Raw genomic sequence first — 15092 nt, 5'->3', positions numbered from 1 at the left:
GGACAAACTTATCGTTTATAAAAATCAAAAGATTGTATAAAACATTCCTTTTGTTGTAAAAAGCATCATTGATTGTTGCTATTTTGTGATTCCGGAAATAGTATGGCAGATCTGTTGTGAACTTTTTTGATATTCGTACTTTTGGAACCATTAGAGAAGCATATAATATGTATGATGAAGTGCTCATCTTCGATAAGGAAATAAAGGATTCTTTTCAGGTGGTTAAACTGGATCATTCGGTTCTGGAAAAAACGGATGTAGTCAGTGTTACCTATAACAGAGTGCTCATTGTTCACGAAGGAAACGGAAGCATCATTATTGATGGGAAACAATTTAATATTCAGGGGCCGGAGGTATTTGTCATATCGAAAGGACAAATATTTTCTTTATCCCATCCCAATCAGTTGTCCGGATTTGAAATAAGCTTTGGAGATTGCTTTTGGGAAAAGGCACCATCGAGTGCCTCCAATTGTAAATTGATGCTTTTTAATGATGCTGCCCTTCATCAGAATTTTCCTTTACAGGAAAAGGACTTCACTGAACTGATTGGGGTTTGTGAGATCCTTTTTAGAGAATATGAAGGTGCCGATTATCCCAATAAATTAGATGCTATGGCAGCCTATTTAAAAATTCTGATGATTAAGCTGGCCAATGCAATGCCTTCATTTCAGGATGGAATTGACGATTTCGACAATCAGATCTATCGCAGGTTTCTGGAATTACTCAGTCAGCAATATAACAAGATGCATGATGTATTGTACTATGCAGAACAGCTATCCGTTTCACCCCGTAAATTATCCGATATATCAAAAAAGAAAAGCGGTAAAGGAGCTAAAGAGGTCATTGCGGGACAAGTGATCGCCGAATCAAAAAGATTATTGCAGTTTTCCGCTAAAACAATAAAAGAAATTGCTTATCACCTTGCATTCAGCACGCCTGAACAATTCAGTCATTTTTTCAAAAAACACACAGATATCTCACCATTAGAATACCGTAGGATGTTTGTAAATATTGGCAGGTAATAGGTATATTCTGACATTCCGGAGCAAGAAGGACAGGCCTATTTTTGTATTGATTAAAATATAAAAAATATGTCAGTCCAAAGATTAAAAAGTGTTGCCGGAATTATGATTCCGGACAGTAAAATTGCTGCCGAAGCCACTGAATTGCTATTAGAGTATGGAACGGAATTTATTTATAACCACTCATTACGGGTTTTCCTTTTTTCTTCACTTAACGGAAAACGAAAAAATATGGAGTATGATGCAGAGCTTTTGTATATAAGCTCAGTTTTTCATGATCTGGGTTTAGTGCCCCATTACAGCAGTCCCGATTTGAGATTTGAAGTAGACGGAGCTAATGCAGCAAGGGATTTTCTGAAAAGCCACGGTCTTCCGAAAGATCAATTGCAGCTGGTTTGGGATACGATAGCATTGCATACAACCATTGGGATTGCAGAACATAAGGAGAATGAAGTAGCTTTGATGTACTCCGGAGTAGGATTGGATGTAATGGGAGAAGGGTATGAGTATCTGAGTGATTCAGACCGGAATGAGATTATAGAGGCATTTCCCCGGAATGATTTTAAGAATAAAATTATTCCAACGTTTTTTGATGGATTTAAACATAAAACCGAAACCACTTTCGGAAATATAAAAGCAGATGTCTGTGCATTTATGATTCCAAATTTTGAAAGGAAAAATTTCTGCAACTGTATTCTGCATTCTCCTTGGAGCGAATAATGTTTTATCCTAAATTTACGTATCTAAGGAAAAAATCAATAATAAGATATGGATTTGCAACAGGAAAAAAACAAAGAAATAGTAAAACGCTTTAATATAGAAGTTATTGAAAAGGGGAATGTTGAAACCTTTGAAGAACTCATGGATGAGAACTTCATCAACCACTCTGCCCCACAAGGTGCTGATAATGGAAAACAGGGAATGATCAATACTTTCAATGGGATATTAAGACCTGCCATGCCAGATATCCAGGTGACTATTCTTCAGCAGGTTGCGGAAGGAGATCTCGTTACCACCAGAAAAAATATATCCGGAACTCATACCGGAAATTTTATGGGAATTGCACCTTCAGGAAAAAGAATAAGTATTGATGTCATTGATATTGTCCGTCTTAAAAATGGGAAATATTTTGAGCATTGGGGAATTAACAATTTATCGGTAGTCCTGGCACAGCTTAAAAGCAATGAGTAACCCATCAAAATAATAAATTATAAAATCCCTGTCACTGATGGGGATTTTTTAACGAACAAAGATTATTTAATGTATTTTAAATTTTTCATTTTTACGTCAACAATAATGTAGAGTGTACTTTTATTGCTGAAAAAAATCTGCTATTTTGGTTAAAAATTTTTAAATGAGCGGAATTCAGCCATGTTCTTTGTTTTTTTCGGGCTCCTGGAAAGAAAAATATGGTGCCATTGTTTCGGAAGAACATCTTCGGACTATCGATCAAAACATTCAAAGATTTAAAGATGGAACTTTAGATTGGCATCTTCCTTATTTTAATGAAGAAATTCTGATTGACCGGAAGCAAAGTTTCGGGCACTTTATCCATATTCTGGAAACTAAGGATCAAAATGAAGAAAAAGCAAGACAATTGGAAGAAATCCCCTTTGAATACTGGCTTGATGTTCTGGGGCAGAGACTTACTTCAGCAAGCGTTCGTGATGAACAAGCCATTCCACCTCTAAAAGATGCTTTGATTGGTAGTTGTCAGGTCTATTTTAATAAAGAAATCACCATTGCACAGAGAGCATGGGAAAAACATGTGGGAAGAACGGACGACCAGTTCTGGGGTGAGGTAAAAGGCAGTAATTTTCAAAAACAGGAAAAGGTAATGGCTAAAATCCATTATATCATCGAGAATAAAACCTGGTGGAATGTATTCTTTCATTATAAGCATGGGGTTGTCTACGAAATAAGGGAAAAAGAAGGACACGGCATTCGTTGGGCTAGCGGAGGAACACAGCTTATTGGTTTTCTGGAAACTTTTATCAATGAATAATATATTGCGTAAAAAGATTGCGTAGCAAATGCTTTATTTTGCCAAAAATTCATCCGAATGAAAAATATCTATAACAAAGGGACTTTTCGGGCTTTTGAATACGGGAAAATAGGAACTTACCTGAAAAAGTATGGGAACAAAAAGTGGCGGAGAACTGAGCAATCCGATATAGATGACCAATTATCTGAATCCATACCATTACGGAAGGTAAGAAGACAAAAACAAGAACTTGTCTGGGTGAAAATAACCAAAGAAATTAATGGAACAAAATATTCCAGGTACAAGAAATTCCATAGTGAAAGATCTTTTAGAAGTGCCGTAAACAGTCCCCATGTAATAAGATATTTTCATATCAATAACAAAACAAAAAAAGAAAAATGAATACCTACATTGATATTGGCATTAATCTGACCAATAAACAGTTCTATAATGAACAAGACGAAGTGATTAACCGTGCTCTGGACAATGGCGTAGACTATATGATCCTTACGGGGACAAGTGTGCGTGGAAGTAAAGAATCTGCAGATATAGCGCAGGATTATCCGGATATTTTATTTTCAACGGCGGGCATTCACCCTCATGATGCTAAATCATTTAATGATCAAAGTATCGGCGAACTCAGGAACCTTCTAAAACAGGACCATGTGGTTTCAGTGGGAGAGTGCGGATTGGATTTTGACCGTGATTTTTCACCAAGGCCTCTACAAGAGAAGTGTTATTGTGCACAACTTGAACTGGCAATTCAAATCAATAAACCTTTATTCCTTCATGAGAGATCTGCATTTAAAAGATTTACCGAAATTACAGAGGATTACCTTTCTCAACTTCCGGAATCAGTCGTTCATTGTTTCACCGGGACTTTAGAAGAAGCAAAAAGCTATTTGGATAAAGGGTTTTATTTAGGATTTACAGGAGCAATCAGTGATGAAAAGAGATTTAAACACCTTGAGGAAGTGATCAGGTATGTTCCATTAGAAAGAATGATGATTGAAACGGATGCTCCGTTTATGCTTCCGAAAAATATCTCAGCGCGAAGTCAGAACCGGAGAAATGAACCTGCCTTTCTACCTTATGTGGCGCAAACCATTGCTCAGATCAAGAAAATAAGTTTGAAAGATGTAGCAGAGGAAACAACAGCGGTCGCCAGAAAATTTTTCAGGATATAAAAAAGAGCTCTACTGAATAAGTGAAGCTCTTTTTTTATGGTTGAAAAGCAAATTGCGATTCGCAATATTGCTTTCTATAATTAGGGTGATATAAGGTTTTAAATAACTTTCAATGCTGATTCCAAAGCCAGCTCAATCATCGGTTTCAACGCTGTCTCTCTTTGGTCTGCCGAAATTTTTTCGTGAGTAGGAATGATATCCGTTACCGTAAGAATTGTGGCTGCATTTTTCCCTAAATGTTTAGCATTGGCGAATAATCCAAAGGCTTCCATTTCCACAGCCGGACAGTTGTATCTTGTCGCAATCTCAGGAACGGTTAAATCCTTTCGATAGAAAATATCACTGCTATGAATAGTAACAGCCTTGGTTTTCAAAGAAGATTCTTCTGCCGTTGCATTGATCACATCAAAAATATTTCCCTGATGAGAAATAATATCTCCTTCTATTTCCCATGCATATTTTGCATAGGTACTTTCACTTGCCGCATGTTCAACATTTAGAATATCAAATACTTTCAGATCTGTGGTGTAAGCTCCACAGGTACCGATACGGATGATTGTATCTACATCATATTCGGTGTACAATTCATAGGAGTAAATACCGATGCTTGGAAAACCCATTCCACTTGCTCCTACGCTGATTTCTTTTCCTTTATAAAGTCCGGTATAATACAAAATACCTCTGGTTTTGCTTACCAGTTTTGCATTTTCTAAAAAGTTTTCGGCAATATATTGTGCACGAAGCGGATCCCCCGGCTGCAATATTACTTTCGCTATTTCTCCTTTTTTTGCACTTATGTGAATACTCATAATGTTATTTTGAATGACGGCAAAGATAGCAACTTTTACTTTTATTGCTTTTTAAGTTAATCGCAAAAACGCAAAGGTTATTTTATTATTTTATGTTTTCAGAGCACTGGAAAATCCTAGATTTTCAAATGTTTATGAACAAAAATACTTTATTATCAACTTCGTCGGTTTTAAAAATCTTTATATCCTCTAAAAAATTTGTTTTATGCCTTTGTATTCCCGTGGCTGACCGAAGACAGAGGCATTAATTAATTCTTAATCATAATGATATTAAAGTTTTATTCTCAAAAAAATAATTTTACTTTTGTTATATGACCGAAAATACATCTCCTTTCCTGGATACTTTATTTCTTCTCCGTAAAGAAGAATGTATCACCATTTTTTCAAATATTCAAAAAATTTCAGAGAAAGAAGAACAGGATGCCGCGGATTATTTTGAATCAGAATTTGAAAAAGAAAGACTGGAGTTTTTGACGGATCATTTGGAGTATGATAAAGAGGCTGCAGTCTGGGCTGCTAAGGTCCTTTATTATGCTGCTCAATTGTATTTAATAAGGGAAAACACGGCAAAAGACCTGGATCAGTTCATCCCTGAATTTAGAGGAATGAAAAATTCCGAAGCACTTTTATCAGCAGATCTTTCGCTGAGATTTTTACCACAGATAATTGTTGTTCTTCAGAATTTGGACCCCGACGATCCTTTGATAAAAAAATTGGAAAGTATTTTGCTGCAATTCCATTACTCGGGTGTAGGGTATGATCTTGATCTCGAAAATATGAATTGGCAGGAAGAGTTGAAAGAACCGACATACCGGAAGCTATATCTTGAAAGGATTGTTGAAAAAAGAGCTCAAAGGTTGGCTGAAATACCCTATATTAACAAGTTGTTGGTTGCTGAATTTGGCTTACATAAAGACGGGTTCTGGCGAGAATTAAAAATTATAAACGAAGAAGAAAATAAATGATTCCGAATATTTCAAAGCTTAATGCAGTACTCAATTACGTAAAAGACACTTTTGTAGGTAAAAACGATGTGGTCGATCTGCTGGGGATCTGCCTTCTGGCCAGAGAAAATGCATTTTTATATGGTCCGCCGGGAACTGCAAAATCAGCTATTGTAAGAACCTTGTCCCAAACGGTTAAAGATGGGAAGAATTTTGAGTATTTGCTGACCCGCTTCACGGAACCGAATGAAATTTTCGGTCCTTTTGATATCAGGAAATTAAAAGAAGGCGAACTTCTTACCAATACAGAAGGGATGATGCCCGAGGCTTCAATGGTTTTTCTGGATGAGATTTTTAATGCCAATTCAGCGATCCTCAATTCGCTTTTGATGGCTTTGAATGAAAAGATCTTTAAGAGGGGAAAGGAAACCAAGCATCTGCCTGCACTCATGTTTGTGGGAGCAAGCAATGTTTTACCTGAAGATGAAGCTTTAAATGCTTTATTCGACCGTTTTCTTATCAGGATCAATGTAGATTATGTGAATCCTGAGCTGCTTCAACAGGTTCTTTTAGCAGGCAGAAGATTAGAAAATGCAGAGGAAAGGGATATTCCTGAAATTAGGGCCGAGGAAATAAGAGAGCTTCAGAACCTTTGTAAAACAGTGGATCTGAAACCTATTTATGAAGTTTACCTCAATACTGTGATCAGTCTCCGGAATACCGGAATTGCAATTTCCGACCGTAGAGCGGTAAAGCTTCAGAACCTTATTGCTGCAAGTGCTTTGATTTGCGGGAGAAGTGAAGCAATACTTTCTGACCTTTGGGTATTGAAACATATTTGGGATACGGAAGAGCAGATTGAAATTCTGGAAGGGATCATTAACAGGACCATCGAAAAGGATGAAAACCCGCAAAGCCATCCTCAGGCATTGCACAATAAAATGCCGAATCCTGAAGAGGTAATGAAGGATGTGAAGATCTTACAGGAAAAATGGGATAGCGGATCTGCAACATTTGAAGAACAAAATGTGATTAAAGATAAACTGAGATATCTACAAACCCGCTGTGACTGGATTAAAAATCCTGAACAGAAACAATATATTCAACAGGAAATAGAAGGCTTATGGCAGAGGATCTTACAGAGCATGTAATTGACTTTTGGGCGGAATTACCTCGTGCTGATGAAGATTTTTTAGGTTCGATCCGGAACTGGAAAAATCTTCAGATTGCTTTGGAGGATGAGACGATCTGGCTTAAAGGATTTACTGAAGAGCAGGCTGCTTCTCCGGAGGTGCAACAATTGCCCAATTTCATTTTATATGAGCTCCGTAATGGTTTATTATTTAAAAAGAAAGCCTTAGTTCCTACCCGGAAAGTAAGAACTGCATTATTATGGTCTCCTATTGACCAGGCATTGCGTCTGGTACTGCCGCCATCCAATCAGAATTTTTTTGGAATTAATGAAAAAATCAGGATAAGGCTAAAACCTGAAACTACAGAACAGCCTGCCATCGCTTTATTAAGTCCTATGTCGGAGATTGGAGCGGTTATTCCGACATTACCTACATTCAAACTTGAAAGAAACGAATGGATTATCATTGGAGACAGGGCGTTATTCCTGGGTACACCTTTACTGGGGCTACCGGGAAAAACCTATTGGGAGAAAGAAGGACATCTTTTACCCACCGGATTTGATTTTGAATTTAAGAATGTAAGTGCTTTACTTCAAAGAAAATATAATGAGAACCTGAGCTATTGGCTTTTATGGAATGAAGACGGAAGTTATCTGTCCATTGCTAAGAAAGATCTGAAAAAGCTTTCCATAAGCTCATACCGGCTCACTCAAAAAGCGAAAGAATGGAGCTAAATGAATACTTCCAGCCCTACGAAGGATATTTTTGGGAATGGAATACAGATGAAGATGTGCGTGATGAGACAGGTTATCACAAAAATAACCTTGTGTCCATTCCGAATGTGGGAGCCATTGCATACCGGCCTTATATAATTGAAGTCCTGAAAGAATTACATCTGCAGGGAATCCCTCCCTTTGGAGCTTTATTGTTAGTACTTTATGCAACCCAGGAAGGCTATCTTAATTTCAATGCCGTTTCGTATTATTTAAAAAAGCTTGAAAGGGAAGCCAAAGTAAATATTGAGGTTAATTGCATTATCAATTTTCTGGGGAACCTGAATAAATTGGGTAAATCTTATAAAAAAGGGCAAAACAGAATTCTTTTGCTGCAAACATTATTTCACAATGCCCATAACAGGATCTCTGCACCATCCGGTTCATTGCTTCTGAAAAAGTTTGCAAAAAATCCTTATGCTCTGGCCAAAAGTGCTGAAAAAATACCCGTAACATCCTCATCTCTGGTAAAGGATACCAGAGTTCTTGTGTGGCTCAATGAAAAATTTCCTTCGGTAGAGTCAATTATTTATGCGATGAAAGGCTTTGGCACTGAGCCGGAGCTGGATGATGAGGTTGCAGAAGAGGAGATAACCGTAGAATCCAATAATGATTTTATCCAGGATTTAATAGAAGAGCCTAAAACATTTCAGGTAGGAAGCCTGATCAAAAGAATCTGGAGTGGCCTCAAAATTCCCATGCGTCACCTTTCTCCCGGTGAACAGCCGATAGGAGGAATTTCTGATATGACCAATAAGGGGGAGCTTCACCGAATGCTTTTGTCGGAATTCGCAAATGAAGATGAGGTTTTTATGAGCAGAATAGCCAACAACGAAACCCTCTATATTCAAAGGGAGATACCTCCGGAAGAAAATGTTTTTGAAAGAATAATTTTAATAGATACCTCTCTGAAAAACTGGGGAATACCGAAAGTATTGGCCTATGCATCTGCAATTGCGGTCATTAAGCATCCGAAAGCTCATTCGGAATGTAAAGTTTTCGTTCTGGGGCAAACAAGTGTTCCTGTTTCTCTTGATAGCGTGGAAAATGTTGTGGATCATCTGAATCAGGTAAGCTCAGCTTTGGATGTTTCCCAGGCTCTAGATAAGTTTTTCCAGAATGAGCACACGGAAAAAGATCTTGAGGTATTTTTTATCACCAACCAGGAAAATCTCATGAATGAAGGGTTGCAAAAGGTAATTCATGAAAACAGGGACAGGCTTAAGTTTATAGTAACGACATCTGTTGATGGCGAGGTTAATTTCTTCAAACATCATAAAGGAACAAGGAAACACATCCAGAAAATTGTACTTCCGCTAAAAGACTTATGGGCTAATCCACCACAACGAAAACAGAAAGCTGATCAGGATTCTGTGAATGGCAAAAAAACGGATGTTCCGAAGAACTATCCTATTCTTTTTCCAACACCCATGAACAAAATAGCTTCCTTTTTGTATGAAGGGGAGTTCTTTATTTTGAGCAATAAAAAGCAGCTGCTTAAAACCTATTTGTCTGATAATTATTATAATAAGGATTATTATGACCGATACAGAATACATCGGGGCTGTGAGGTTTTAATCGAAAATATTTCGGTAAGACCCCGCGGGCAGTTTGCTCTGGCTAAAAATAAGCAACAACAATTTATCCTTTGCCAGTACCAGCCTGATAAGCATATTATTTCAAAACTTAATCTTAATACCAAAGAATATTCTGAGCTCAATCTAACCGGGAAAAATATACCCAATGATTATCGGCTGATTTATTTTAACAAAAGTTTTTATCTGCATCATGCGGAATCCTCCTGGATCTATCATATTAATATCGATGGAAATATTTCATTTGAATCGGTGAAGAATGATAAAGAGATAGCCCGGAATCATTCAAAAGTAGAAACTGAAATGAAAAAGCTGGCGAATAGCGGAATAAAGATTTTAAATAACTTTAATAATATCGGAATCAACACTGAAAACAGCCTCGTCATATCAAATAACAGGCTGGCGAAAGTTTATGACAATTCTCTGACATTATACCGAAATAATCACAGGATAAAAATAATTGCGAATCAGTACAAAAATAAATTTACTTTTTCAGACGGAAGTGAGATTATCACGGATTCCCGTGGGATATTAACTTTCAAAAGCAGTAATAAAAATATTCCGGTATTTTATATCCCTTCTACGGAACATGGCTTTTTGTCTCTGGCAACCCATACCGAATTTGGAGGAGCAGAATATTACCTTCCTGAAACCACCTTGCTTAAGATGAGAACAATGGGGGATATGTGTTCAGATTATCTGGAGACTTTTATCAATCAAATTCTGGAATATGGAACTTAGAATAAAACCTTTTCCAAAGAATGATTATCCCCGGAAGGGACTTCTGATCAGGAGTTCTTCACCATCCGTATGGCTCAGTGAAATGGATGCTTTGGGAATTGACCTAGACCAGGTAATGACATTTGCGATTCCTTCCAAAGAACCTAATATTCTGTATGGCTGTTTTATTGTTTTTAATAATGAGGTCCCCCGGGAAGTTGGCAGGAATTCTTATTTTCAATGTATAGATGAGGTCTTATTTATCCCTGAATACACTACATTTTATCCTAAGGTCACTCCTGAAGACTGGCTCCATATTGATTCTCAGTTTCTGATTATCCATCCCGAATTCGGAATGGTAAAATTAAGAGAAGAAATAGATTGGACCGCATTGCTTGAAGAACCACAAAAGAATGGATCTTCTGTCAGCAAACCATTAAACGGAGTTTATATTCCAAAAGAAATCAAAAGTTTTGCAGTGGAAATTGATGATGAAAAAATGATGGAATCTCTGCGGACCTCAACAACGGAAGAAGAATGGATGAAAAACCTGCCTTTTGATCTGAAAAAAGTGATGGCGGGAAACAAAAAAGAAATCGAAAAATATCTAAAGTATATAGAAAAATATCCTGATCGGGCTGTAGATTTGGGCGTGCCTCTGGATATTATGGGAACTTCCCGAGGAGATGGCTCCGGAAAGTTCAGATTTAATAACAATTGGCTGAGCCGGTTATGGGGAGGAAACGGGGCAAATGGCAAACAAAGGGATTACCGGTGGGTTCTCCTTGCATTATGGATCATAATTATTGTCGGGAGAATTATGATAGGCTTTACTAAAGAAGAGGGAACAACAGAAAGCCCTGTTTCCTCAGGAAATGTATTCTCAAAGGAGGCTTTGAAAAATCAGAATCCCGGCAAGTTAGCCTTTGAATCCGGTCTCACCGAAATAGATATGAAGATTGATTCCCTATATCATAATGAAAGAAAGGAATTAATGAAAGACTATGCCGCAGCTTCCAAAGGATCCGACGCGAAGGAAATGAATAAGGTGGAAAAGAAGCTTGAAAATTACAGGGCAAAAGAAAGTAAGACGCGGGATTTTCTAAAGAAAATTTACAACAGGAAAATAGCAAAACATATTGCAGACAAATCCAGGGACTACCAGCGTAAAATTTCCGATTCCATTAAAAAGAAAAATCATGATAAACCTGTTGATCAGGGAATTGTAAAAAGTATCTGGAGAAAAAAGCAGGTTTTAATGGAAGATTCTCTTGGAAGGCTTTATGGAACTTTAGAAAGTGCGGAACCCCATTTTTCATCCGGTCAAAATGTAAATACAAAAGAAAGGTTGGGTGATGAAAGCACATCATCTAAAGACATTTCATTCTCCGAGATTATTTGGCTGATCATTCTGATTATCGGAAGTGTAGGGCTTTATTCTTATTTCTTCCGGAAGAAAACATTGAATATCGGAGGCGATAATGTACCCGGTGGTATTAAAATATTCCTGGTTCTTATTTTGATAGGAATGCTGATCTATCTTTTTTATCCGTTGATCGGGATGTACGGGTACAACTGGTTTGTATGGTTCCTGGTTATTTGTGTCATCTTATTGGTATATCGTTTATTCAGCGAGGACAAAACCATTTTAAAATCCGATAAAGATGAATAAGCAGAAGTTTATAGATAAATTTATCAGAGCATTTTTAATACTGGTACTTCTTAAAGTGCTGGGGCTTGTAGCGCAACTTTTTCATCAGAGTTTCTGGAGTGTATTGGGCACCTTGGGTATTTTTATCGCGGTGGCTATCATAATTTTTGTGGTAATGATCAGCCTGAAGGATAAAGAAAAAAATGATCAACGTTCCGGAAGGCGAGGAAATTCGGGAGGAAACTTTTACCTTGAAAATTCTCTTTTTGACAGAATCCGTAGTAAGTATGAAGAGCTGGCAGAAAAATATATTACAGAAGGAGATTACAAAAAAGCCGCAAAAGTTTATATGAACCTTCTCCAGGATAATTACAGGGCAGCAAAAACACTGGAAAATGGTGAATTTTATAATGAGGCAGCGGTTATTTATCTGAAAAGACTGCATAATAAATCCGATGCTGCGGCTTGCTATGAAAAAGCAAAACAATACAGAAAAGCAATTGATCTTTATAAAGAACTCGATCAGAAAGAAAAAGTAGGTGATCTTTATAAAGAGATGAATGATATAAAAAATGCACATGTCTATTATCAGATGTTGGCAGATGATTTCGTGGATAACAGCCAGATGGTAAAAGCCTCGCTGATCTACAGAAAAAAGATGGAAATGCCTGATGAAGCACAGAAAATCCTATTAACAGGATGGAAAGAAAATAAAGATGCCTTCAATTGCCTGAACAATTATTTTGCAAATATTTTTGATTCTACAAAATTAGAAAGGGAAATTCAGCATTTATATGAAGAAACGCCAGCAGATAAAAAGCTGATTTATCTGGAGGCTATGAAGTATGAATTTAAAAAGAACTCTTCCCTTCAGACTGTCACGAGAAATATTGCTTATGAGATCATTTCCGAAAAGGTAGAAACCCATTCCGAAATTGTAAATGAGCTAAAATATTTTAATCCTGATGATTCGCTTATTTTAAAAGATATTTCAAGGTATAAGACTGGAAGGAATAAGATGTTCAGGAATTAATTGATGTTTGAATTAAAAGATTAAAAGACTTAAGAATTCCATAGTAATCTTTATAAATTCCTAACAAACATAATGGCTGAAGCTTTCAAAACCACCATTTTATCAGGAAAAATATTATCTTTGCGGACATAAAATTATGACAATACAAACAGCACATATCAGTTTGAATCTATACGATAGCCCTGTACTAAAGGATTCGTTTGGATATGAATGCATGATATGGAATGAGGTAAAATGTGCTGACTTTGTAAATTATTTACTGTAAACTCGTAAAGATTTAATCAAAATACTGCAAAAACGCCTCGATTCCCGGGGCGTTTTTTGTGTTTTTAGAACAGAAATTATTTAGAATGAAAAAAAATAACCAAAAAAGTGAAAATTTTTAATTAGCGATGAAATTTTAATACAATAAAATAGAGTGATAAACAAACCGGTGAGAGACAGTCATTTAGGTAATTAAAGTATCTGCAATAATTTGCGGACAGGAATTTCTATTTCTTTTTTATTGATGTAACTTATTGATTTTTAAGTTATTGCGCCTGAAATTTATTTGCGAGTTAAAAAAAATCATATTTACTTTGCAATCGAAAATTGAAAGCAACAGGTTTTTAGAATTTCAAAAAGTGTTTAAAACAAAAAATATAATGAAACAATTGCATTACATATTTAATCCGTATTCAAGACTACAAGCAGAGGAGCCGAAAGGTTACCCATGTCTTCAGGATAGTGAATTTGTGGATAAAAGGTGCTTATATATGTGGGTCAGCTATTGATCTGACACGTCAAATATATACAGCACCTCCCGAAAAGAGGTGCTTTTTTTATGGTTTCTTTAGCTTATTTGGTAAAGCGTCGGTTTGTGGCACCGGAGAATAGGGTTCGATCCCCGGAGAAACCCAAAGTACAATTCCCTAGCTTAATGAACCGACCACCGGTCTTTTAAAACCGGAAAAAGGGGAGGTTTAATTTCTCTGGGATTAAAAGGAGAGTAGATAAATAGGGGTTGGTTGCGGCTTACTGCTCATAAGTTCTACGATAGTCGTGAAGGTTCAATTCCTTTGTTCTCCGCAAAAAGGTCTATTGAGGTAATGGCTAACCTGCCCGACTGTCTCTTGGGCACTGCGAGTTCGATTCTCGCATAGACCGCAAGGTTCACAGAATATTTTGGCTCCGACTGTCTCTCGGAAAAGAAATAGGAAGCTGAACCTTATAACTGGAAAGATAACGGTGGTTGTTTACCCGCCTTGGACGCGGGAGGTCGCAAGTTCGAATCTTGCTTTCCAGACTATTTTTAATTGAACGCGAAAAGTTGAAATGCAGGTAAATTATCACTAATGAACGATCAATTATAATGAATAAAACCTGATGGTTCGCCGAAGTGGAAGAGTCGGGGCGGTCTGCAAAACCGTTGCGTAAGCTGAGTGGGTTTGAATCCCATAACCATCTCAAATAACTAAAATGAGATTAGTTCCGGAGAAAAGTTAAAAGGATGTCGGGCGCAGAAGTTCTTATATCAAACAAAAAATTAAGACAGGCCTTTTGCTTACTCCATTATAATGATCAGAAATTATGATGAAATCAAAACCTCTATTCATCTTTATCGCTGATCTTTATATAAATCTGGAAGTGCGCCGGAGTTGGAGAGCCGGGGCAGACTGTAAATCTGTTGCTTTATTGCTGAGTAGGTTCGAATCCTACCACTTCCACCACAATCAACTGATAATGTAATGGCAGCATGCAGGAACTGTACTCTTGTCGCTTAGGTTCGATTCCTAATCAGTCGATTATTATTAATTAAAGATAAAAGATAAAAGATAAAAGATAAAAGATAAAAGATGATTCATAAATTTTAAGACTAATATCTTATCAATCAATGATCAATCATCATTGATCAATCATATAACGAAAGAGGAAAGAGAAGGGTTTGTCAAGCGCAGAAGATCTTTACAAACACTAACAAGCAAAAGTTTACACCGACAAACTTTCTCTAACCTTAACTAAAAGTGATGATTGATCATAGATCAATGATTGCAGCTATTATAATTTATCTGTTATAATATCTCATCATTTATAATTTGTAAAAAAATACGGGAATGGCGGAACTGGCAGACGCACTTGACTTAGACTCAAGATATTGAGGGTTCGACTCCCTTTTCCTGTACAAAATGTTAATTCATATAAAGATAAATAACCATTTGGTTTTTATAATGAATTTTTATTTATCTATAATCAATGATAATT

At 36.7% G+C, this 15092-nt stretch carries 13 protein-coding genes and 6 tRNA genes; 18 read left to right on the top strand and 1 reads right to left on the bottom strand.

Features of this window, described 5'->3' with window-relative positions:
* The first annotated feature begins 116 nt into the window (after nucleotides 1-116).
* From AC0INN_RS18640 to AC0INN_RS18615, 6 genes are all read left to right on the top strand, one after another.
* Nucleotides 117-1022 (top strand): helix-turn-helix domain-containing protein, encoded by a 906-nt coding sequence (locus tag AC0INN_RS18640; RefSeq protein WP_273650725.1) that lies wholly within the window; start codon nucleotides 117-119, stop codon nucleotides 1020-1022.
* 69 nt (nucleotides 1023-1091) lie between these two features.
* The gene (locus AC0INN_RS18635; protein ID WP_273650726.1) at nucleotides 1092-1742 is read left to right on the top strand and encodes an HD domain-containing protein; all 651 of its coding nucleotides are present in this window, start codon (nucleotides 1092-1094) and stop codon (nucleotides 1740-1742) included.
* A 48-nt stretch (nucleotides 1743-1790) separates the two neighbouring features.
* A complete protein-coding gene (locus AC0INN_RS18630; protein ID WP_273650727.1) occupies nucleotides 1791-2213 on the top strand; it encodes an ester cyclase in 423 nt (140 codons plus the stop codon).
* Between the two features lie 163 nt (nucleotides 2214-2376).
* A complete protein-coding gene (locus tag AC0INN_RS18625; RefSeq protein ID WP_273650728.1) occupies nucleotides 2377-3027 on the top strand; it encodes a hypothetical protein in 651 nt (216 codons plus the stop codon).
* A 57-nt stretch (nucleotides 3028-3084) separates the two neighbouring features.
* Nucleotides 3085-3408 carry a hypothetical protein gene (locus AC0INN_RS18620; RefSeq protein WP_273650729.1) on the top strand — a complete coding sequence of 108 codons (324 nt, stop codon included), beginning with the start codon at nucleotides 3085-3087 and terminating at the stop codon, nucleotides 3406-3408.
* The gene (locus AC0INN_RS18615; RefSeq protein ID WP_273650730.1) at nucleotides 3405-4193 is read left to right on the top strand and encodes a TatD family hydrolase; all 789 of its coding nucleotides are present in this window, start codon (nucleotides 3405-3407) and stop codon (nucleotides 4191-4193) included. Before AC0INN_RS18620 ends, AC0INN_RS18615 begins: the two co-directional genes overlap by 4 nt.
* Before the next feature lie 98 nt (nucleotides 4194-4291).
* On the opposite strand, the gene deoD is transcribed toward AC0INN_RS18615, so the two are convergent.
* Nucleotides 4292-5002, bottom strand: coding sequence for a purine-nucleoside phosphorylase (gene deoD / locus AC0INN_RS18610; protein ID WP_172283737.1), 711 nt, complete (start codon nucleotides 5000-5002; stop codon nucleotides 4292-4294).
* Nucleotides 5003-5313: 311 nt separating this feature from the next.
* Here deoD and AC0INN_RS18605 point away from each other — a divergent pair, with 311 nt between their 5' ends.
* From AC0INN_RS18605 to AC0INN_RS18550, 12 genes are all read left to right on the top strand, one after another.
* Nucleotides 5314-5967, top strand: coding sequence for a hypothetical protein (locus AC0INN_RS18605; protein ID WP_273650731.1), 654 nt, complete (start codon nucleotides 5314-5316; stop codon nucleotides 5965-5967).
* On the top strand, nucleotides 5964-7097 hold the full coding sequence (locus AC0INN_RS18600; protein ID WP_306614510.1) for an AAA family ATPase: 1134 nt from the start codon (nucleotides 5964-5966) through the stop codon (nucleotides 7095-7097). Before AC0INN_RS18605 ends, AC0INN_RS18600 begins: the two co-directional genes overlap by 4 nt.
* Entirely contained in the window at nucleotides 7070-7813 is a 744-nt protein-coding gene (locus tag AC0INN_RS18595; protein ID WP_306614508.1) for a hypothetical protein, read from the top strand. The genes AC0INN_RS18600 and AC0INN_RS18595 overlap by 28 nt, the downstream gene beginning before the upstream one ends.
* Nucleotides 7804-10188 (top strand): hypothetical protein, encoded by a 2385-nt coding sequence (locus AC0INN_RS18590; protein ID WP_306614506.1) that lies wholly within the window; start codon nucleotides 7804-7806, stop codon nucleotides 10186-10188. The genes AC0INN_RS18595 and AC0INN_RS18590 overlap by 10 nt, the downstream gene beginning before the upstream one ends.
* The gene (locus AC0INN_RS18585; RefSeq protein WP_306614504.1) at nucleotides 10178-11839 is read left to right on the top strand and encodes an APC family permease; all 1662 of its coding nucleotides are present in this window, start codon (nucleotides 10178-10180) and stop codon (nucleotides 11837-11839) included. The genes AC0INN_RS18590 and AC0INN_RS18585 overlap by 11 nt, the downstream gene beginning before the upstream one ends.
* Complete coding sequence (locus AC0INN_RS18580; RefSeq protein ID WP_172283749.1) at nucleotides 11832-12851, top strand: tetratricopeptide repeat protein; 1020 nt, start codon at nucleotides 11832-11834, stop codon at nucleotides 12849-12851. Before AC0INN_RS18585 ends, AC0INN_RS18580 begins: the two co-directional genes overlap by 8 nt.
* Before the next feature lie 825 nt (nucleotides 12852-13676).
* Nucleotides 13677-13749 (top strand) — tRNA-His (locus tag AC0INN_RS18575).
* Nucleotides 13750-13925: 176 nt separating this feature from the next.
* A tRNA-Asp gene (locus AC0INN_RS18570) sits at nucleotides 13926-13997 on the top strand.
* 67 nt (nucleotides 13998-14064) lie between these two features.
* A tRNA-Pro gene (locus tag AC0INN_RS18565) sits at nucleotides 14065-14136 on the top strand.
* Between the two features lie 79 nt (nucleotides 14137-14215).
* Nucleotides 14216-14297 (top strand) — tRNA-Cys (locus AC0INN_RS18560).
* 176 nt (nucleotides 14298-14473) lie between these two features.
* A tRNA-Tyr gene (locus AC0INN_RS18555) sits at nucleotides 14474-14560 on the top strand.
* Nucleotides 14561-14938: 378 nt separating this feature from the next.
* Nucleotides 14939-15012, top strand: a tRNA-Leu gene (locus AC0INN_RS18550).
* Nucleotides 15013-15092: the final 80 nt, after the last annotated feature.

The sequence above is a fragment of the Chryseobacterium subflavum genome (assembly GCF_055762745.1).
This window is presented reverse-complemented; position numbering and strand designations above follow the sequence as displayed.

Bases quoted from the DNA above. Each gene is read 5' to 3' on its own strand.
- AC0INN_RS18635 (WP_273650726.1), top strand. From the start codon at position 1,092: ATGTCAGTCCAAAGATTAAAAAGTGTTGCCGGAATTATGATTCCGGAC.
- AC0INN_RS18630 (WP_273650727.1), top strand. From the start codon at position 1,791: ATGGATTTGCAACAGGAAAAAAACAAAGAAATAGTAAAACGCTTTAAT.
- AC0INN_RS18625 (WP_273650728.1), top strand. From the start codon at position 2,377: ATGAGCGGAATTCAGCCATGTTCTTTGTTTTTTTCGGGCTCCTGGAAA.
- AC0INN_RS18620 (WP_273650729.1), top strand. From the start codon at position 3,085: ATGAAAAATATCTATAACAAAGGGACTTTTCGGGCTTTTGAATACGGG.
- AC0INN_RS18615 (WP_273650730.1), top strand. From the start codon at position 3,405: ATGAATACCTACATTGATATTGGCATTAATCTGACCAATAAACAGTTC.
- deoD (WP_172283737.1), bottom strand. From the start codon at position 5,002: ATGAGTATTCACATAAGTGCAAAAAAAGGAGAAATAGCGAAAGTAATA.
- AC0INN_RS18605 (WP_273650731.1), top strand. From the start codon at position 5,314: ATGACCGAAAATACATCTCCTTTCCTGGATACTTTATTTCTTCTCCGT.
- AC0INN_RS18600 (WP_306614510.1), top strand. From the start codon at position 5,964: ATGATTCCGAATATTTCAAAGCTTAATGCAGTACTCAATTACGTAAAA.
- AC0INN_RS18595 (WP_306614508.1), top strand. From the start codon at position 7,070: ATGGCAGAGGATCTTACAGAGCATGTAATTGACTTTTGGGCGGAATTA.
- AC0INN_RS18590 (WP_306614506.1), top strand. From the start codon at position 7,804: ATGGAGCTAAATGAATACTTCCAGCCCTACGAAGGATATTTTTGGGAA.
- AC0INN_RS18585 (WP_306614504.1), top strand. From the start codon at position 10,178: ATGGAACTTAGAATAAAACCTTTTCCAAAGAATGATTATCCCCGGAAG.
- AC0INN_RS18580 (WP_172283749.1), top strand. From the start codon at position 11,832: ATGAATAAGCAGAAGTTTATAGATAAATTTATCAGAGCATTTTTAATA.